The organism is Rhodococcus sp. KRD162 (assembly GCF_017168335.1).
Lineage (GTDB): Bacteria > Actinomycetota > Actinomycetes > Mycobacteriales > Mycobacteriaceae > Rhodococcoides.
In genome coordinates this window covers 19,382-38,098 of record NZ_JABFAU010000003.1, presented here as the reverse complement: position 1 = coordinate 38,098, position 18,717 = coordinate 19,382, and the positions used below count along the sequence as shown (strand labels likewise).

The following is an 18,717-nucleotide window of genomic DNA, read 5'->3' as shown; positions in this document are numbered from 1 at the left end:
GCGAAGACGATCCGGGTACGACTACCGTCTCCGCACCGAACCCGAGCCTTGTCGTTGCAGGCCAGGGCATAGGTGTCGACGGCCCCGAAGTGGGTATGAGTGCAAGAGCACACCATCCGTCCAGACACCGGCGGCTCTCATTGCGGACTGCACGTCCGGTGTCGAAAAGGGTGAACCGTGATCGCCGACGCTGTACCTCGTGGCCCACTCGGCCTTGCATCCATCGGCCACATGGTCGTCGTCGTACCCGCGCACAACGAGGCGGACCTGCTCGACGCCTGCCTGACGGCGTTGGCGCGGGCCTCGCGTCGCGTCGTCGAGGTGGCCTCGGTGACCGTCTCGACGATCCTCGTTCTCGATGCGTGCACGGACGAGTCCGCGCGCATTGCCGCACGTCATCCGGGTGTCTCGACGGTCGATGTTGCCCATCGCAATGTCGGAGCAGCTCGGGCGGCCGGATTCGCGAGCCTGCCCGCGAGCCACGGACTCGACGCGGCCACCTGGTTCGCCACCACCGACGCGGACACCCGCGTCGGCGAGCAGTGGCTCGTCGACCACCTCCGGTACGCAACGGCAGGCGCGCGAGCGGTCGTCGGAACGGTGACCGTCGACTTCGAGGGCCCTGTCGACCAGATGGTGGCGCTGCGTTCGACGTACGACGCGCAGTACCGTCACGAACTCGGCCACCCGCACGTACACGGAGCCAATCTCGGAGTCCGGGCGGCCGACTATCTGTCCGTCGGTGGATTCGCGCCACTGGCGACCGGCGAGGATCACGATCTGGTCCGTCGGCTCGAGCTCGCCGGCATCGTATGTACTCGGGTGTGCGACGTCGCGGTCGCGACATCGGGCCGACTGCGCGGCCGAGCGCCCGACGGCATGGCCGGATTCCTACGTTCTCTGGAGCCTTCCGCATGATCGAGACGAGCCTGCGCGCATCGACCGACCGAACCGAGCGACACAGCGGGTTGCGCGCTGCATTCTTGGCGTTCGAGGCCGACGGGCGTCTCGATCTCGCGCTGCCCGGCTCGGGGTACACCGATCTGCGATGGCAATCGCTCGCTGCGCTCAGTCGGCTGCACACCGTGCTCGGCCGGTGGAGCGAGGCACATACCGATGCGATCGCGATCCTGCACGAACTCGACGGGCCGACGCCGCAGCGCGGGCAGATCTGGGGAGTATGGGCCGCGGAGCCGCCTGCCCCGATACTCGAAGCGGTACAGCAGGATTCGGGCTGGGTGCTCTCCGGAACCAAACCGTGGTGTTCCGGCGCGTCGCTGTGCACGCATGCCTTGGTGACTGCTCGGGTGGACGGTGGCCCGCGGTTGTTCGCGGTCGATCTGACGCACGGTGGAGTGACTCCGGTGCCGAACACCTGGCATGCGGTGGGAATGAGCGAGAGCGACTCCGGTCACGTGGCATTCGAGGAGGTCCCCGCCGTTGCCGTCGGCGGACCGACGGACTATCTGACCCGACCGGGCTTCTGGCACGGGGCAATCGGGGTATCGGCGGCCTGGTTCGGCAGCGCCTGTGCGGTTGCGGACACGCTGCACGCTGCAGTCCGAGACCGACCGGACCCGCATCGGCTGGCCCATCTCGGTGCCATCGCTGCCGCGCTCGGCGCAGCCTCGAGCGCACTCACCACCGCCGCTGCCGAGGTCGACGCCGACCCGTTCGATCGTTCCGGTCGCGCTCGAACGCGGGCACGCATCGTGCGCGCGGTCGTCGAGGATGCCGCGACGCAGTGCATCGACCGCGTCGGTCGCGCCCTCGGTGCCGGCCCCCTGTGCGGCGACGCCGAGCACGCCGGGCGCGTCGCCGATCTGACCGTCTACTTGCGCCAGAGCCACGCCGAGCGCGATCTCGAAGCTCTCGGTCGAGACATCGCCGAGGAGGACAACCCGTGGTAGAGAACGCCTTCGATACCGAAAACGACCCCGGCACAGCGGAGTCGGACTGGATGTCGGCGAACTGGTCGGTCCCCGGATTGCAGTGGAGCGAGGTCGTCACGATGATCGTCGTCGCCCCACACCCGGACGACGAGGTGCTCGGCATCGGGGGACTGCTGTCTTTGGCCGCAGCGGCAGGCGTCGATGTGCGGGTGGTCGCCGTGACCGACGGCGACGGCTCGCATCCCGGTTCCCCTACGGTGACAGCGGAGGATCTGCGCACCCGCCGCCCCCTCGAATCCGCACGTGCTCTGGCCGCACTCGGAGTCGATCATTCCCCGACGCGTCTGCACTTCACCGACGGAGCCGTCGAGCAGCGCGAGGACGATCTGACCGCTGCCCTGAGCCCGTTGCTCGACGCCACCCCGGGGACCTGGTGTCTGACACCGTGGCGAGGGGACGGACATCCCGATCACGAGGCGACCGCTCGGGCCACGATCGCCGCGGCGAACTCGGTGAGCGTACCGGTGCTGGAGTATCCGATCTGGATGTGGCACTGGGCAACTCCGGATCACCCGGCTGTACCGTGGACACGATGCCGCCGCATCGATCTGCCTGCGCACGCTCTCGACGCCAAGCGTGCCTCGATCGAGCAGTTCGATTCCCAGATCCGGCCGTTGTCCGATCATCCCGCGGACCGAGCCGTACTACCGCCGCACGTACTCGCCCGGTATCAGCGTCCTTTCGAGGTGGTGTTCGCATGAGCAGGGTCCTCGAATGAGTTTGGGAGCCGAGTACTTCCGCGGCGTCTACGAGTGCGAAGCCGACCCGTTCATGCTGAACAGCAAATGGTACGAGAGGCGCAAGTACGCATTGACCATGGCCTCACTGCCCAAGGCGCAGTATCGGCGCGCACTCGAGCCCGGTTGCTCCATCGGCGTTCTCACCGAGCAGATCGCCGCTCGGTGCGAGCACGTGGTGTCCACGGACGTGGTGCGCAGCGCACTCGATTCTGCTCGCAGTCGTATAGGCGACACTGCGGCAGTCGAATTCGCCTTGTGGTCGCTGTCGGACGACTGGTCTGCCCTTCCCGAGCCGGGGATGCTCTTCGATCTGATCGTCATCAGCGAGGTGGGCTACTACCTGGACACAGCCGACCTGACGTCGGCCATGACGCGTGCGGTCGAGCATCTCGAGGTAGGGGGCACGCTCGTGGCGACACACTGGCGTCACGATGTGGACGACTATCCCCTCACGGGCGACCGGGTGCACGAGGTCATCGCCGCCACGAAGGGGTTGGCCTTGCTCAGTCGCTATCTCGACCAGGACGTCCGCATCGAGGTCTTCGTCGCCTCGGACGGTCCGGCAGTGTCGGTCGCGAGTTCCGACGGCCTCGATGTGCGGTGACGCAGCTCAGTCGCTGGATGCGGCCGCGTCGGCCACCACTTGCGCGGCGAGGTCGGCGAGTTTGACGTTGGTGTCCTGAGACAGCTTGGCCAGCAGGGCGAACGCCGACTGCGAGTTGAGGTTGTACCGCTCCATCAGCATGCCCTTGGCCTGACCGATCACGTCTCGACTCGTCAATGCTGCACGGATCTGTTGCTCCTCGCGTGCGGTGGAGAATGCGATGGCGGCGTGGGCAGCGAACAGCGAGCCGATCGATTCCGCCTCGGCCGAGAACGCATGGGCGCGCGTGGAGTGCAGGTTCAGCGCGCCGAAGTTGACCCCCTCGACGTAGAGCTGGAAGCAGATCATGCTCTTGACCCCGAGAGCGGACGCGGCATCGGTGAACAGTGGCCAGCGTGTGTCGGTGTCCATGTCGTCGATCCTGATGGTCGTCTGTTCGATCGCCGATTCCAGGCACGGGCCTTCGCCCAACTGCTCCTGGATCTTGTCGCAATGACCTGCCGTCTCGCCCACCAGCGCAGCACTGTGCACGAAGGTGCCCTGCAGCACGGTGGTGATGGACGCGAACTCGGCGGCCGGGACGTTGGCCACTGCCGATTCGGTGATCGTCAGCAGCACTCGATCCGGATCCGAGTGTTGGCGACGAAGCTTCTCCGCGACTTCCGCCAGACGACGGCTGAGCACGAAATCGGAGACCGAGGGACTCATGCCGGTCGACTCCACCGTCTGCTCGCTGATGATGATCACCTCGTCCTGGTGCTACCAGGGGCGTACCCCCCGTTCGGCGCAATGCCGACAACACAGAATACGCCCCCGTCCAGAAAGCTCAACGAACGTTAGCCGGGCATCAGAGTGTGCTGGGTGCAATCAGAGAATGGACGAAGCCGATCTTCTTCACCACCGTCGGCGGCAGCACGAACGGGTAGAGGTCCTGGTGACCCATCGACCGGTTGATCTGGTTCAGCGCCCACGACAGCGGTAGCCACCACTCGACGATCTGGTCGAAGCCGACGTCGCCGGGAAGCGGGCTTTCCAGCGTCGAACCGGCAGGTGCCATCCCGAAGGCGGCAGCCGTGTCCAGGGTGTCACGAATATGCAGGTAGTGCGCGAAGGTTTCGGCCCAGTCCTCGGCCGGATGCATCGTGGCGTACGAGGAAACGTAATCGTCTTCCCAGCCGTCGGGTGCACCCTCGTTGTAGTGCCGATCGAGAGCGGCCTGGTAGTCCGAATCCGGATCGCCGAACAGTTCCTCGAACGCCGCTCGATGCTCGCCGTTTCCTACCAGCACCATCTGGTAGTAATGGCCGATCTCGTGACGGAAGTGACCGACCAACGTGCGGTACGGCTCGGACATCGCCACGCGCAGCTGTTCGCGGTGCACATCGTCACCCTCGGCCAGGTCGAGGGTGATCAGACCGTTGTCGTGGCCCGTCATCACCTGCTTGTCGGCACTCGAGAGCAGATCGAAGACCAGTCCCGTGGCACTGTCCTCGTTCCGGCCGACGATCGGCAGCCCCAGTTCGGTCAGTTCCAGGATGACGCGGCGCTTGTTGGTCTCGGCGTCGGCGTACGCGGCCATGGCGTCCACATCCTCGTCGGCCGGCCGGGTTCTCGTCAGCCGGCAGGACAGGCAGAGCTCGTCGGAGTCGGCGGTATCGACCAGCCAGTTGCAGCGCGCGGTGTTGAGGTTGGCGCACATCTTCCAGGTGGCACCGTCGACCTCGGCTTCGGCGATTCCGTCGTCGGCATTGTCGGGAAGCACCAGCAGGGCTCTGCTCGGCAGATGGAAGCCGAGTGCGCTCGAGCAGCTCAGACACAGCGAGTTCTCGAACGAGAGCTTCTGTCCGCATTTGCGGCAGATGAAATCACGCATGGATTTTCCTTCATTGCAGGGGCGAGTCGGGCCCGTATTCCCGTTTGGGTACGAACTAATGCCATTTCTCGACGATGTCGCACTCATCTTTCGCGCTGCGGCGGGTTCGGCAGCGTCATAACGTTACTCTGCGCGCTCCCACCTGCGTGGAAGCAAACCGTCGTCGGCCGTGTTGGTGCAGACTGCTTCACAACACTTCGTGGAAGGACCGGGCCGCAGATGGCAGATCAGATCACGCCGACGAATCGGCCGATGGCACGTTTCGTCGAACGGATCTCGCAGGCTCGCGGCGAGAAGAACAGCGAGACACTCGCGGCGGGCTTCCTACTCGCGGCCACACTCATTGCCCTGATCTGGGCGAATTCACCCCTCGGCGATACATACCACTCCTTCTGGCACACCGAACTGTCGATCACCGTCGGCGAGCAGGGCATCTCCCTCGATCTCGCGCACTGGGTCAACGACGGGCTGATGGCACTGTTCTTCTTCGTCGTCGGCCTCGAGGTCAAACGCGAGTTCGCGATGGGTGAGCTCACCGACCGCTCACGTGCCGCGATCCCCATCGTCGCTGCCCTCGCCGGGCTCGCCGCACCCGCACTGCTGTTCTTCGCCTTCAACCCCTCCGGCCCGGCCGCCCAGGCGTGGGGAGTGGTCATTTCCACCGACACCGCGTTCCTGCTCGGTGCCCTCGCGGTGCTCGGGCCGAAGAAGGCCGCGCGGTTGCGCATCTTCCTGCTCACCCTCGCCGTTGCGGACGATGTGGGCGCGCTTGCGGTCATCGCGTTCTTCTATACCGACGACCTGAACCTGCTGCCGTTGGCACTGGCATTCGTCGGCCTCGGCCTGATCTTTCTGATGCGTCGGCTCGAGGTGTGGCGCGGCGTCGGGTACTTCGTCGTAGCCCTGTTCACGTGGGTCGCGATGTACGAATCGGGAGTTCACCCCACCCTGGCCGGGGTGATGATCGCGCTGATCCTTCCGGTCTACCCGCCCCGCCGCTCCGAGGTGGAACACGCGTCGGATCTGACCCGGGCGTTCCGGCAATCACCGAATCCCGAATACGCGCGCGCGGCGAGACTCGGCCTCGATCGTGCGGTCTCGGTCAACGAGCGACTGATGCGTCTGTACCAGCCGTACACGGCGTTCATCATCGTGCCGATCTTCGCGCTCGCCAACGCTGGAGTGGTGCTGAGCGCAGACACACTGAAGGCCGCATCGACGTCCACGCTCACCTGGGGCATCATCGCCGGGCTCGTCCTCGGCAAGCTCGTCGGAATCACCGGTGCGTCAGCGATTTTCGCGAAAGTCAAACCCTCTTCTCTCGCTCCCGGCCTGACACTCTCGCACATCGCAGGCGGTGCAGCGCTGTCCGGAATCGGGTTCACGATCTCGCTGTTCATCATCGATCTCGCCCTCGACGATCCACTGCTGGCCGACGAGGCACGCGTCGGCGTGCTCGCGGCGTCGGTGATCGCCGCACTGCTCGGCTGGATCCTGTTCCGCATCGACGCCACGATTCACCCTCCGAAAGCCGAAGCATCACTACGCATTCTGCGTCCGGTCGACGCCAAGCGCGATCACATCCGTGGACCGGTCGACGCACCACTGACCATCGTGGAGTACGCCGACTTCGAATGCCCCTTCTGCAGCAAGGCGACCGGCAGCGTCGCCGAGGTTCGCAAACATTTCGGCGATGACCTTCGCTACGTCTACCGCCACCTGCCGCTCGACGATTATCACCCGCATGCCCGCTACGCCGCATACGCCAGCGAGGCCGCCGCAGCGCAGGGCAAATTCTGGGAGATGGCCGACGTGTTGTTCCGAAACAGCGACAACCTCGAACCCGAGGACATCGACGGTTACGCACGTGAGCTCGGCCTCGACATCGACAAGTTCGACGACGACATCCGCACCGGCGATCATGTCGTGCGCGTCGAGGACGATGAACTCGATGCCTCGTCCTCCGACGTCGGCGGGACACCGACGTTCTATCTGGGACGAGGTGACAAGAACCTGACCAGACACATCGGACCGTACGATGCGGCCACTCTGATCCGGGCGCTCGAGAACAGCTAGTTACCCGTCCGTCCGATTTCCCTCCGCATCCCAGTGCTCGGCGACTTTCTTCGACGGCTGCACTCGCGGCGGTTCTCCGGGCATCTTGGGATAGTCGGGCGGAAAATTCAGCTCCCCACCCGGCAACGTCTCCCACAGATGCAGGAGTGGTTCGAGAGAGTAAGCCCGAGAATCCATGTCGGCCCACGGGTCCCCGTCGGACAGGTAGTCCGGCACCGTGACGAGGTTGTACTCGCGCGGGTCGGTGACATCGGCCAACCGCGACCACGTCATCGGCGTACTCACCGTGGCTCCGGGCCGAGCCCGCAGACTCCACGCACTGGCGATCGTACGATCCCGGTTGTTCTGGTTGTAGTCGATGAAGATGCGTTCTCCGCGTTCCTCTTTCCACCAATTGGTGGTCACCCCGTCGTCGCGACGTTCGAGTTCGCGACCGAGACCGATGGCCGCATGACGGACCTGCTCGAAGGTGTATTGCGGTTCGATGCGCACATAGATATGAATGCCCCGATTGCCACTGGTCTTCGGGTAGCCGCGTAATCCCAACTCTTCCAACAGCTCTCGGGTCACATCGGCCACTCGCAGAGCGTCGGTGAACGTGGTTCCCGGCTGCGGGTCGAGATCGAGACGCAGCTCGTCCGGATGGTCCACCTCCGGTCGCCGGACCGGCCACGGATGGAAGGTCAAGGTACCCATCTGAGCTGCCCACACCAACGCCGCCGGCTCCGACGGGCAGAGCTCCTCGGCGGTGCGCTTACTGGGGAAGGCGATCTTCACCGTCTCGATCCACTCGGGCGCGCCCTTGGGCAACCGCTTCTGATAGAAGCCGTCGCCGTCCTTGTCCTGGGGCCCGAGAGCCAGACGCATGCCCTCGCGGTAGCCGTCGGGCCACCGTTCCATGGCAGTGGGTCGATCGCCGATTGCCCGCATCAACGGCTCACCGACGGCACCGAAGTACTGGCACACCTGCAACTTGGTGATCTCGGGGGTGTGCTCGGTGGCCTCGAAGATCACCCGATCGGGACTCGAGACTCGCACCTCGCGGTCACCGGCGTCGACGAATGCCGGTGGTGTCTTCGCGGCCATCTCTATCGCCCTCCCGCAATCACATCGGCCACGTCGTAGCGCACCGGCACTTCGAGTTGGTCGTAGGCACACGAGCGCGGTTCACGATCAGGTCGCCACCGCAGAAACCGGGCCACATGCCGCAACCGCGCGCCTTCCATCTGGTCGTATGCCACCTCCACGACCCGCTCGATACGCACCGGAATCCAATTGCGATCGTTCGAGGAGTTCCAGCGTGTCGCCTCGCCGTCGTAGGTGACGTCCGCACCGAGCCGGAGGGGTTCGAGTTCTTCGAGCAGTTCCAACCGCCGCTTGTCGGTGAACGCCGACGCGCCGCCGATCATCCGCAGGTCGTCACCGTCGTAGAGCCCGAGCAGTAGCGATCCGATACCGTTGCCGGACTTGTGAATTCGATAACCGATCAGCACACAGTCGGCGGTGCGGGCGTGCTTGATCTTGATCATCTCCCGCTTGTTGGGCAGATAGAGCCCGTCGAGCTTCTTGGCCACCACCCCGTCGAGACCGGCACCTTCGAACCGCTCGAACCAGTCCTGCGCCACCTCGGCATCATCGGTGGCCGAGGTGACGAAGCAACTCGGCCCGCCCGTGCCGACCGCCTCGAGCAACCTCGCTCGCCGAATCGAAAACGGCTCGTTCGTCAGATCCTCGTCACCGATTGCCAACAGATCGAATCCGATGAACTGAGCGGGAGTCTGCTCCGCGAGCATTCTCACCCGACTCGCCGCGGGGTGAATTCGCTCCGACAACGACTCCCAGTCCAGCCGAGTGGAACCGTTCTTCTCGCGAGGCACCACTATTTCGCCGTCGACGACGATCTTGTCCGGCAATTCCGCCTTGACGGCCTCGACCAGCTCCGGAAAGTAGCGCGCCAGGTCCTTACCCCCGCGCGAACCCAACACCACCTCGTCTCCGTCGCGGAAGACAACGGCGCGGAACCCGTCCCATTTCGGCTCGTAGGACCACGCAGGCGGGCCGTCTTCGGGTTGCGCGGGCACCACTTTGGCCGCTTTGGCGAGCATCGGCGCGACCGGGACAGCAAGGGGAAGATCCACGCAGATCATCCTGCCTCATGCGGCCGACAACCGAGTCCGATATTTTCTACACACACGGTCGACCGAATCTACGAGGGCAGGACTCACCATGGCGTCACCTACTCGTTCGATCCGCGCACTCGTCGTCGCACTGGCGGCGTGCACGGCTCTGATCCTCGGCGGGTGTGCCTCGGAGGTGTCCGGTACCGCCGTCGCCATCTCCGGTGCCTCCATAGCCCCCACCACGACGAACGCGCCCCGAACCACCGACAGCGCCCCCACCGGCACCGTCGACGGCGGCGGCAGCGTGGACATCTGCGTGAACCTCGGCGGCACCGTCGACGAGGCCGACATCGCCACTGCGAACTGTGGATCTCCCCAGTCCAACTACGTTGTCTTCGCCAAGACACCGACCTCGGCCGAGTGCCCCGATGATGCCGATCAGTACTACTACGAGACCTACTTCGACATCGAACAGGGAGCACTGTGCCTCGATATCGACTGGGTGGTCGGCGGCTGCATGGACCTCGCCGGTGAATTCGCCCAACGGGTGGACTGCACCACCCCCGGAGACGACACCCGCCGCGTCGTGACCATCCTGGAAGGTTCGTCCTCGGTCGACGACTGCCCCGACCCGGCGCAATACGGATTCGAGAAGGAGTCACGCAACTTCGTGGTCTGCGTCGAGAAGTTGTGACCACCGAGAGCATCGCGCTCTCCAGTGCACGGGGCCGCTGGATCGTCGCAGCCACCGTCCTCGGTTCGGCTCTGGCGATGCTCGACGCCACCGTGGTCAATATCGCGCTGCCTGCGATCGGCCGCGACCTCGGATCCGGCGTCACCGGTCTGCAATGGACTCTCAGCGGCTACACCCTGACGCTGGCCTCGTTGATTCTGTTGGGCGGCTCTCTCGGTGACCGGCTCGGACGCCGACGTGTCTTCGTGTGGGGCACCGTATGGTTCGCGACCGCCTCGGTGCTCTGCGGACTCGCTCCCGACATCGAAGTGTTGATCGCGGCGCGGCTGCTGCAAGGCGTCGGCGCAGCCCTACTGACACCTGGCTCGCTTGCGTTGATCTCGGCGTCCATCCGGACCGAGGATCGAGGAGCGGCGATCGGAATGTGGTCGGGGTTGGGCGGCGTCGCGGCGGCGATCGGGCCGTTGCTCGGCGGCTGGCTGGTCGACGCCGTCGGCTGGCGCGCGGTGTTCCTGATCAACGTTCCACTCGCCATCGCGGTCGTGTGGGTGGCTGCGAAACATGTTCCCGAAAGCCGAGACCCACATCCGACGGGTCGGCTCGACGCACCGGGGGCGGTGGCGGTTGCGGTGGCACTGGGTTTGCTCACATACGGCCTCATCGAGTCGCACGTCCTGTCGCTGGCTCTCGGTGTCCTCGCGGTCGCAGCGTTCGTGCTGATCGAACGCCGTACACGCGATCCGCTGATACCGCCCTCACTGTTCGCGTCGCGGGTGTTCCTTGCGGCCAATCTGGTGACCTTCGCCGTGTACGCGGCACTGGGCGGCGTGTTCTTCCTCCTGGTACTGCAGTTGCAGTTCGCGGTCGGGTTCTCTCCGGTCGCGGCGGGGCTGGCCACCATCCCCATCACCGTGCTGATGCTCGTATTGTCCGCCCGCGCAGGACGGCTCGCGGCACGCATCGGCCCGCGCATCCCGATGACAGTGGGGCCACTGCTGTCTGCGACGGGATTGCTGCTGATGCTGCGCATCGGGCCGGGATCGGCCTATGCGACCGATGTGCTTCCCGCCGTCGTCGTATTCGGCCTCGGCCTGTCCGCACTGGTGGCCCCGTTGACCGGGGCCGTCCTGAGCGCGGCACCCGATGACCGCGCCGGGATCGCCTCCGGCGTCAACAATGCGGTGGCCCGCACCAGTCAGTTGCTTGCCGTTGCTGCGCTGCCCGCACTGGCGGGCATCGCCGGATCCGACTACTCGTCCCCGCAGGTGTTCTCCGCCGGATTCCATTCCGCGATGCTGATGTGCGCCGGTCTGTTGGTGATCGGCGCTCTGATTGCCGCGGTGCTGATCCGCGGGAACCGCAGCGACGCGTCGGACTGCCCACCGCACTGTGATCTCGGCTCACCGCCGATCGGTCGGGGCAACCTCGACTGATCGCTCACAGCTCCTCTCGACGAGCACGTTTCACCTCGTAGAGATCGGCGTCGGCGCGGGCGAGAATGTCCGAGACCGGCTCTTCCGGCGCGGTCGACTCCGCTGTCCCCACACTGGCGTAGGGCAGGGACCGAGCAGTGATTCGGATGAATTCGTCCACCACCTCGCGCGGTTGCCCGGTCAGGAGGGCGGCGAATTCATCGCCGCCGAGGCGCGCAATCACCGCACCCGGCGGAGCGACCCTCGACCACGATCGCGCCAGGTCGATCAGCAAGTCATCACCCGCCCGATGTCCGCCCGAATCGTTGACGGACTTGAAATCGTCGACGTCGACGATCACGACGACCACCGGTAACCCGGTTGCTCCGTGTCCAGTCGCCTCGGCTGTCGCCATCTCCCAGCCTGCCCGGTTGAACACGCCCGTCAGCGGATCGGTGCACGACGCGACGACCAGCGACTTGGTCACGACTCCGAACGCCTCGCCCGCAGCAACGATCGCTACGCCGAACACCAGATACGAGATCGGATACATCACGGAGGGCGAGACAGCCACCGCCGCGAGGACAACCACTACGAGAACGCCGACGAGTGCTCTGCCGACCACGTCCGAGTGGAACGCTCGGATGTACATCGCCAGAAACATCGCCGCCACCAAGCATTGGCTCTGCGACACCGGAAGTCGGTGAAAGACCATCACCGCAGGTGTCGCGACCATGGCCGCGGCCAGCGCACACCGATGCGCAATCGGCGCACCTGGGCGAAGCCACAACATCGCCAACCCGGCCGTCCCCAGGCACACGGCCACGACCCCACCGGTGATATCGGAGACCACGTGGTCGAATTGGTACAGCAGATTCAGGATCACATCGGCCGCGTACAAACCCGTCGTGGACAGCAAGAAGTACGACAACAGTCGCGTCCGAAGGCCCGCTGTCGTGTGCATCGAACCCGGATGCAGAACGTGATCGAACGAACGCATGGCCATTACGATGCCAGTGCACGATGACGTTGTCTCAGTCGGCCGGGTGAACCGGGCGCGCGGCGGCCACCTCCGGTGCTGCAGTGTTCACCGCTCCGAATTTCCGGGCTCGCCGGCGATAATGCCGCGTGGCAACGAGTCACGCGCCGCACATCATCGAACGATCAGCACCGAGCAGTCGGCGTGGTGCACCAGATTCTGACTGACCGATCCCAGAACGGTACCGAGCAGAGCACCTCGACCGCGACATCCCACCACGATCATCGAGGCCGACGCCGACATCGCACGGAGTCCTCTCGTCGGGCTCGACTGCGCGCTCACGGTGCTCAGCGCAACATTCGGGTACTTCTCGTGCATGGTCTCCACATGTGTTTCGAGCCAGTGCTTCTCGTGCGCGCGAATGCTCACCCAGTCGACCTCTTCGAATCCTGTTCCCAGGCCTGCCTGTGCGGCGAATCCCCAGTAGTTCACCGCGACCACTGGCGCGCCGAGGGTCTGGGCGATCTCGAGCGCCACACCGAGCGCCCGATCCGACTGCTCACTTCCATCGACCCCCACCACGATCAGGCGAGCGGGGTCGGAGCTGTCGAGCGCGTTGCGCATGAGCAGAACCGGGCACTGTGCGTGCGAGACCACTCGGAGCGAGTTACTGCCGAGAGTCAGGTCGCGCAGAACGCTCGACTTCCTCGATCCAAGGACGACCAGCTCCGCGCCGGCCTTCGACACGTACGAGGCGATGGTCCCATCAGCGGTGACGGTATCGACCGATACCTCGGGTGCTGCGTCGTGAATCGCTGCAGCAGCACGGGCGAGGTGCCCACGTCCGATCGCCCGCAGGTCTCTTTCCAGCGCACCGCCGTCGACGAACGCTGCCGACCCGTACCAATCCCCCGCCGGGACCGCATGAACCAGGCGCACGGGTGCGTGCACCTTCGCCGCATAGAACGCCGCCCACTGCGCGGCGGCATCGGCCTCTCTCGATCCGTCAATGCCCACCAGGACGGGAAGCATGCGGTCGGTGGAATTACTCATGATTCTTCCTTCTCTCGTAGTCGACCGTCGTTGCGGCCGAATCGCATCGAACGTAGATCTGCAACCGCACCCACATTCGGAGTCAGCTCCAGCCCGAGGCAGGCCGCCGGGAGTTCAGCGAAACAGTGCGGATACCGCTTCGAGCTCGGCATCGGATCTACGACCACTCGAGTCCAGTTCGACGTAGAAGCTCTCGTAGCCACGCGGATCGGCACCGCGGTCGCCGGTACTGCGCCGCTCGAACACTCGTGCACCGGGCCATCGATCGAGCACGGCCGTTGCGAGAACACGCCCGTCCGGCGAGACTCCACCGATCGGCCCGTACTCCGCGATCATCACTGCGCGGACCACGCCACCGATCGCTGCGGTGGTCACCGGAAAGACTCTCGGTCCCGCGCTGGTCGGGATGTCGACCGTGATGGACTCGGACCCCAGCACCACCGCGTCCGGCACCTCTGCTGCCTCGTCGTTCGGCATCGGCTGGGCGCGACGGTCGGGGCAGGTCAGTTCGACGCCCGAGATCGATGTCGGGGACACTTCGATCAGTCGGTGCATCGGTGGTTCCTTCGAATGCGGCCGCGGTAGGGCCTGTTCGAGCACATCCCCTCGCGCGTCGAGGACCACACGCGCGATACCGTGCACGACGACAGTGGATACCGTTGCGCGATCGGGATTCTCGGCGTCGAACTCCAGCACGACCGACGAGCCGAGTGTGCTGCGCCCCAACTGCGACCGCCCCTCGACGTAGAAGTACACCCGACTCCCGATCCAGATGCAGGGCAGAACGTCGACGGTGGGGCCGAAGTGATCGTGGCCGATCAGCCGAGCCCGTGTCGCGTTGCGCGCAATTCGGTTCGCGGTGCTCGCGTCGAGTATGCGTCGACTCTCTTCTCTGTGACGCACGCGATTCGGCACCGTCCGATTGGTCATCGGTCCCTGCAGATCATCACGGGGCAGTGCGCGTGCCGGGTCAGGTTGTTGCTCGTCGATCCGAACAGGGCACTGGCGACAACGCCTCGACCATGGCTGCCGACCACCACCATGCCGGCCCGCTTGGACTGCTCTATCAGCAGGCGCGCCGGGTTTGTCTGCTGTACAACATGTTCCACGATGACGTCCGGATACTTCTCGCTCCACCCGGCAAGGCTCTCGGACACCAGCAGCTGCTGTTCGCGCTCGATCTCGGCCTCATCGGGCGATCCGGGCAGGGACAGGGCCGCACCCTGCGACAACGAGCGCCAGGCGTGTGCGGCGATCAGCGGAACCTCGAACCGCGAGGCCAGATCGAAAGCTTGCTCGACCGCTGCTTCACTCGTCGCACTTCCGTCGATGCCGACCAGAATCGGTGCGTCGACGGCATCGATGCCCTCACGCCATACGATCACCGGGCACCACGCTGTGGTCGACGTCCGCCGGGCTGTGCTCCCGAACAACGCGGACACGATCGGCCCCGAACCAGAGTTGCCGACGACGAGCATGCGTGCGGTGCGCGAGAGCTCGACCATCATCGAGCATGCCGACATCTCTTCCACGGAGGTGGTCACGGCGCTGTTCGGATGCCGGGCCAGCACCGAGGTGGCGACATCGGTGACGATGCGTTCTGCCGCGCGACGCTGCTCTTCCCAGACGTCGAGGGGAACGACCGACGCGGACTCGTCCATGTAGAACGCTGGATGCTGTACCGCCCCTGCGATGTGCAGCGGGGCCTTCAACCGCTCGGCCAGGGTGGCCGCCCACAGTGCAGCGCTGATGCTGCTCGGCGAACCATCGACGCCCACAACGATTTTCTGATGATGTGCCAGAACCATGGCCATCTCCTGTCCTCGGTCCGGGCGGACCATACGTCCGGCCCGTCGACGGTCATCCGTTCTCGGATGCTCGATTCCCATTGGACAACTCGACAGTGGCCGCGCCACAGAGCATTTGGTCCCCAGTTTCAGGTACGTGATACCCGGTCACAGCGGGGTGGTTCTGCGCGACCCCCGCGCCGTGCTGCGGGCGGCCACCGACAACACCGAGGACACCGCTCGTCTCGGGGTCGGGGCGAGAGGCGAGCCGGTCATCGGCGCACCGATCCGAATCAGCACCTGCGGCACACCCCGGCCGGGGGCCAAGGACTCGACCAGGCGGCGACTTCCCGACTGCTCGGTCATATGCGTGAGAGGGCAGGTCGCCAGGCCATCGGCCGTTGCGGCCAGCAGGAAGGCGGACATGGCCCGCCCGCACTGCAACCAGTCCAGCCGTTCATCGGACGCAGTACCGAGAATCACCACCGTGGACTCGTCGTTCACCGGCTCTCGTGTGTGCGTCCCGCCGATGCGATGCGGCTCGGGAAATTCACGGCCCACCTGCACCCTGGATGCTTCCGCGCGATCGGTGAGGGCCTCGGGCGGAATTCCTCCGGATCGGAACGAGTGTCCGGCCCACCACCTGATCTCGGCCTGATACGTCGCGTCGTACTTTCGCACGCTCGCACTCAGCCTCGATGCGGTGGCCAGTGTCTGCTTGGATTCGGCCGACAGGAACGTCGCTCGGACCTGGTCGGTTCCGTCCCCTCGCCCGAGGTAGCGCGCCGGAATGCGGTTGTCCGGTACCGGACCGAATGCCCGACGATCCGAATGGCGGCGATTGATTGCCGACAACAGATCGAACTCGTGCGATCGGGGGTGCGCGTCATGGGTCAATCGAATGCGCGCGAGGTGGTCCGGCGCACCGGCCGTCGGCATCGGCTCGACATCTGCCGTCCACCGAAAGGCCGCGGCCGCGGTGCACAGATGATCGAGCGCAGCGCCACAGCTGAGCACCATCTGCCGCTCGGTCGGGTCTATCGCCCCGAGCAGTCGGGACCGATCGGTGAACAGATCGAGTCCGTGTTCGGAGTGCACCCACCTCCACGGCTGACTGTTGTGCACCGACGGAGCGCGACACGCGAGCTCGACCAACATCTCCACCACGGCAGAATCCGGATTGTCGTTCATCTTCTCTCCTCGTTCGTCCCACCGCGAGGCGATGGCTGCCCACCACTGTCGACCCGCGAGGACCGTGCACGACAGGGCCATTGGTCACAGTGTGGAGGGAACTTCCGCCGACACAGGGCCGGGCGCGAGAACGTCCGAGACCTGTTCCGTTGACCCGTCGGCCCATGCCGTCCGCGGATGGCTGTCCACGGGTTTAGGGTTGACGGTGAATGCGACCTCAGGAGCGGAACCTCCGGGACGCTACCGAGGATCCATGTTGGCCGACCGTTCAGGAGTGTCATGACGACCCCGCAGAATCCCCGAGAAGACATCGACGTCAAACCTCGCAGTCGCGACGTCACCGACGGACTGGAGAAGACCGCCGCTCGCGGCATGCTCCGTGCCGTCGGAATGGGCGACGAAGACTGGGGCAAGTCCCAGATCGGTGTGGCGTCCTCGTGGAACGAGATCACCCCGTGCAACCTCTCGCTCGAACGTCTGGCCAAAGCCGTCAAGAAGGGCGTGCATGCCGCCGGTGGCTACCCGCTCGAATTCGGCACCATCTCGGTGTCCGACGGCATCTCGATGGGCCACGAGGGCATGCACTTCTCGTTGGTCTCCCGTGAGGTGATCGCCGACAGCGTCGAAACCGTCGTCAGCGCAGAACGTCTCGACGGTTCCGTCCTGCTCGCCGGTTGCGACAAGTCCTTGCCCGGGATGCTCATGGCCGCGGCGCGTCTGGATCTGGCGAGCGTCTTCCTCTATGCCGGCTCCACCCTGCCCGGGTTCGCGACCCTGTCCGACGGCAGCGAACACCAGGTGACGATCATCGACGCCTTCGAAGCCGTCGGGGCCTGCTCGCGTGGACTGATGTCGCGAGCCGATGTCGACACCATCGAACGCGCCATCTGCCCCGGAGAAGGTGCCTGCGGCGGAATGTACACCGCCAACACGATGGCCAGCGCAGCCGAAGCGATGGGAATGTCCCTGCCCGGTAGCGCTTCCCCGCCTGCGCCCGATCGCCGACGCGACGGATTTGCACATGCCAGCGGTGAGGCCGTCGTCGACCTGTTGCGACGCGGCATCCGTACCAGTGACATCCTCACCAAGGAAGCCTTCGAGAACGCCATCGCCGTCGTCATGGCCTTCGGCGGTTCCACCAACGCCGTGCTGCATCTGTTGGCCATCGCGCACGAAGCCCAGGTGGACCTGACGCTCGCCGATTTCACCCGCGTCGGCGCGAAAGTTCCCCACCTGGCCGACGTCAAGCCGTTCGGTAAGCACGTCATGACCGACGTCGACGCCATAGGCGGCGTGCCCGTCGTCATGAAGGCTCTGCTCGACGCCGGCCTGATGCACGGAGACTGCATGACGGTCACCGGAAAGACCGTGGCGCAGAACCTCGCTCACATCGCACCGCCGGATCCCGACGGCAAGGTACTGCGCGCACTCGACACGCCGATCCACCCCACCGGTGGCATCACCATCCTCGAGGGAACGCTCGCCCCCGGCGGAGCCGTCGTCAAGTCGGCGGGCTTCGACTCCGAAGTCTTCGTCGGCACCGCACGAGTCTTCGAGCGCGAACGCGCCGCCATGGACGCACTCGAAAACGGCACCATCGCCGCAGGTGACGTCGTGGTCATCCGATACGAAGGGCCCAAGGGCGGACCCGGCATGCGCGAGATGCTCGCCATCACCGGAGCCATCAAGGGCGCAGGACTCGGCAAGGATGTCCTGCTGCTGACCGACGGGCGATTCTCCGGCGGAACCACCGGCCTGTGCGTCGGACACGTGGCCCCCGAGGCCGTCGACGGCGGTCCTATCGCTTTCGTACGCGATGGGGATCAGATCCGTCTCGACGTCGGTCAGGGCACGCTCGACCTGTTGGTCGATGCAGCCGAGTTGGATTCCCGCACGAAGGGCTGGGCCCCGCTGCCTCCGCGCTACACCCGCGGGGTGCTGGCCAAGTACTCCAAGCTGGTGGGATCGGCGTCCAATGGTGCCGTGCTGATCTAGCCCCGCCCCCGCCCCCGCTTTCCGCGTGAATGGACCACTGCATACGTCTGGGCAGTGCAGTGGTCCATCCACTCAGACACCGGCGGAAGGTGAATAGACCATTGCATACGTCTCGGCAGTTTCAAGCGGTCGTTGCAACGATTAGCTCGTTGATCACTTTTGCTGGTGAGTTCCAGCCTAGCGTTCGGCGGGGGCGGTCGTTGAGTTCGTCGGCGACCGCTTGAAGCCGCTCTGCGGTATG

General features: G+C 65.4%; 17 protein-coding genes and 1 pseudogene. 8 read left to right on the top strand and 10 right to left on the bottom strand.

What is annotated here, in order from left to right:
• The first annotated feature begins 177 nt into the window (after positions 1-177).
• From J1M87_RS02660 to J1M87_RS02645, 4 genes are read left to right on the top strand one after another with little or no spacing between them, the layout of a single operon-like run.
• Positions 178-918, top strand: coding sequence for a glycosyltransferase family 2 protein (locus tag J1M87_RS02660; protein WP_307830714.1), 741 nt, complete (start codon positions 178-180; stop codon positions 916-918).
• The gene (locus J1M87_RS02655) at positions 915-1,910 is read left to right on the top strand and encodes an acyl-CoA dehydrogenase family protein (RefSeq protein ID WP_241256287.1); all 996 of its coding nucleotides are present in this window, start codon (positions 915-917) and stop codon (positions 1,908-1,910) included. Before J1M87_RS02660 ends, J1M87_RS02655 begins: the two co-directional genes overlap by 4 nt.
• A complete protein-coding gene (locus J1M87_RS02650; protein ID WP_206487555.1) occupies positions 1,904-2,653 on the top strand; it encodes a PIG-L deacetylase family protein in 750 nt (249 codons plus the stop codon). Before J1M87_RS02655 ends, J1M87_RS02650 begins: the two co-directional genes overlap by 7 nt.
• Before the next feature lie 13 nt (positions 2,654-2,666).
• Complete coding sequence (locus J1M87_RS02645) at positions 2,667-3,296, top strand: SAM-dependent methyltransferase (RefSeq protein WP_206487552.1); 630 nt, start codon at positions 2,667-2,669, stop codon at positions 3,294-3,296.
• A gap of 6 nt (positions 3,297-3,302) precedes the next feature.
• Here the strand turns inward: J1M87_RS02645 and J1M87_RS02640 are convergent, their stop codons facing one another.
• Positions 3,303-4,043, bottom strand: coding sequence for a GAF and ANTAR domain-containing protein (locus J1M87_RS02640; protein WP_206487550.1), 741 nt, complete (start codon positions 4,041-4,043; stop codon positions 3,303-3,305).
• A 100-nt stretch (positions 4,044-4,143) separates the two neighbouring features.
• The gene (locus tag J1M87_RS02635; protein WP_206487549.1) at positions 4,144-5,169 is read right to left on the bottom strand and encodes a putative zinc-binding metallopeptidase; all 1,026 of its coding nucleotides are present in this window, start codon (positions 5,167-5,169) and stop codon (positions 4,144-4,146) included.
• A gap of 219 nt (positions 5,170-5,388) precedes the next feature.
• On the opposite strand from J1M87_RS02635, the gene nhaA reads away from it, so the two are divergent.
• A complete protein-coding gene (nhaA, locus tag J1M87_RS02630; protein WP_206487547.1) occupies positions 5,389-7,245 on the top strand; it encodes a Na+/H+ antiporter NhaA in 1,857 nt (618 codons plus the stop codon).
• On the opposite strand, the gene J1M87_RS02625 is transcribed toward nhaA, so the two are convergent.
• Together J1M87_RS02625 and J1M87_RS02620 are read right to left on the bottom strand one after the other, a co-directional pair.
• On the bottom strand, positions 7,246-8,331 hold the full coding sequence (locus J1M87_RS02625) for a DNA polymerase domain-containing protein (RefSeq protein ID WP_206487545.1): 1,086 nt from the start codon (positions 8,329-8,331) through the stop codon (positions 7,246-7,248).
• Positions 8,332-8,333: 2 nt separating this feature from the next.
• Positions 8,334-9,383 carry an ATP-dependent DNA ligase gene (locus tag J1M87_RS02620; RefSeq protein WP_206487538.1) on the bottom strand — a complete coding sequence of 350 codons (1,050 nt, stop codon included), beginning with the start codon at positions 9,381-9,383 and terminating at the stop codon, positions 8,334-8,336.
• A gap of 88 nt (positions 9,384-9,471) precedes the next feature.
• Here J1M87_RS02620 and J1M87_RS02615 point away from each other — a divergent pair, with 88 nt between their 5' ends.
• Positions 9,472-10,059: a hypothetical protein gene (locus J1M87_RS02615; RefSeq protein ID WP_206487532.1), complete on the top strand. Its 588-nt coding sequence runs from the start codon at positions 9,472-9,474 to the stop codon at positions 10,057-10,059.
• Entirely contained in the window at positions 10,056-11,492 is a 1,437-nt protein-coding gene (locus tag J1M87_RS02610) for an MFS transporter (RefSeq protein WP_206487530.1), read from the top strand. The genes J1M87_RS02615 and J1M87_RS02610 overlap by 4 nt, the downstream gene beginning before the upstream one ends.
• A gap of 4 nt (positions 11,493-11,496) precedes the next feature.
• Here the strand turns inward: J1M87_RS02610 and J1M87_RS02605 are convergent, their stop codons facing one another.
• The 5 genes from J1M87_RS02605 to J1M87_RS02585 form a co-directional block, all read right to left on the bottom strand.
• On the bottom strand, positions 11,497-12,471 hold the full coding sequence (locus J1M87_RS02605; RefSeq protein WP_206487525.1) for a GGDEF domain-containing protein: 975 nt from the start codon (positions 12,469-12,471) through the stop codon (positions 11,497-11,499).
• 153 nt (positions 12,472-12,624) lie between these two features.
• On the bottom strand, positions 12,625-13,503 hold the full coding sequence (locus tag J1M87_RS02600; protein WP_206487523.1) for a universal stress protein: 879 nt from the start codon (positions 13,501-13,503) through the stop codon (positions 12,625-12,627).
• Between the two features lie 114 nt (positions 13,504-13,617).
• Complete coding sequence (locus J1M87_RS02595; protein ID WP_206487521.1) at positions 13,618-14,406, bottom strand: hypothetical protein; 789 nt, start codon at positions 14,404-14,406, stop codon at positions 13,618-13,620.
• Between the two features lie 23 nt (positions 14,407-14,429).
• Entirely contained in the window at positions 14,430-15,317 is an 888-nt protein-coding gene (locus J1M87_RS02590) for a universal stress protein (protein WP_206487519.1), read from the bottom strand.
• A 141-nt stretch (positions 15,318-15,458) separates the two neighbouring features.
• Positions 15,459-16,562: a nitroreductase family protein gene (locus tag J1M87_RS02585; RefSeq protein ID WP_307830713.1), complete on the bottom strand. Its 1,104-nt coding sequence runs from the start codon at positions 16,560-16,562 to the stop codon at positions 15,459-15,461.
• Between the two features lie 198 nt (positions 16,563-16,760).
• On the opposite strand from J1M87_RS02585, the gene ilvD reads away from it, so the two are divergent.
• Positions 16,761-18,476 (top strand): dihydroxy-acid dehydratase, encoded by a 1,716-nt coding sequence (ilvD, locus tag J1M87_RS02580; RefSeq protein ID WP_206487517.1) that lies wholly within the window; start codon positions 16,761-16,763, stop codon positions 18,474-18,476.
• A gap of 121 nt (positions 18,477-18,597) precedes the next feature.
• Here ilvD and J1M87_RS29380 read toward each other — a convergent pair.
• A pseudogene (locus J1M87_RS29380) lies at positions 18,598-18,717 on the bottom strand (IS30 family transposase); the annotation flags it as partial.

Coding starts and splice junctions, on each gene's coding strand:
- J1M87_RS02585 (WP_307830713.1), bottom strand. CDS start 16,562: ATGGCCCTGTCGTGCACGGTCCTCGCGGGTCGACAGTGGTGGGCAGCC.
- J1M87_RS02615 (WP_206487532.1), top strand. CDS start 9,472: ATGGCGTCACCTACTCGTTCGATCCGCGCACTCGTCGTCGCACTGGCG.
- ilvD (WP_206487517.1), top strand. CDS start 16,761: ATGACGACCCCGCAGAATCCCCGAGAAGACATCGACGTCAAACCTCGC.
- J1M87_RS02645 (WP_206487552.1), top strand. CDS start 2,667: ATGAGTTTGGGAGCCGAGTACTTCCGCGGCGTCTACGAGTGCGAAGCC.
- J1M87_RS02625 (WP_206487545.1), bottom strand. CDS start 8,331: ATGGCCGCGAAGACACCACCGGCATTCGTCGACGCCGGTGACCGCGAG.
- J1M87_RS02635 (WP_206487549.1), bottom strand. CDS start 5,169: ATGCGTGATTTCATCTGCCGCAAATGCGGACAGAAGCTCTCGTTCGAG.
- J1M87_RS02655 (WP_241256287.1), top strand. CDS start 915: ATGATCGAGACGAGCCTGCGCGCATCGACCGACCGAACCGAGCGACAC.
- J1M87_RS02590 (WP_206487519.1), bottom strand. CDS start 15,317: ATGGCCATGGTTCTGGCACATCATCAGAAAATCGTTGTGGGCGTCGAT.
- nhaA (WP_206487547.1), top strand. CDS start 5,389: ATGGCAGATCAGATCACGCCGACGAATCGGCCGATGGCACGTTTCGTC.
- J1M87_RS02600 (WP_206487523.1), bottom strand. CDS start 13,503: ATGAGTAATTCCACCGACCGCATGCTTCCCGTCCTGGTGGGCATTGAC.
- J1M87_RS02605 (WP_206487525.1), bottom strand. CDS start 12,471: ATGCGTTCGTTCGATCACGTTCTGCATCCGGGTTCGATGCACACGACA.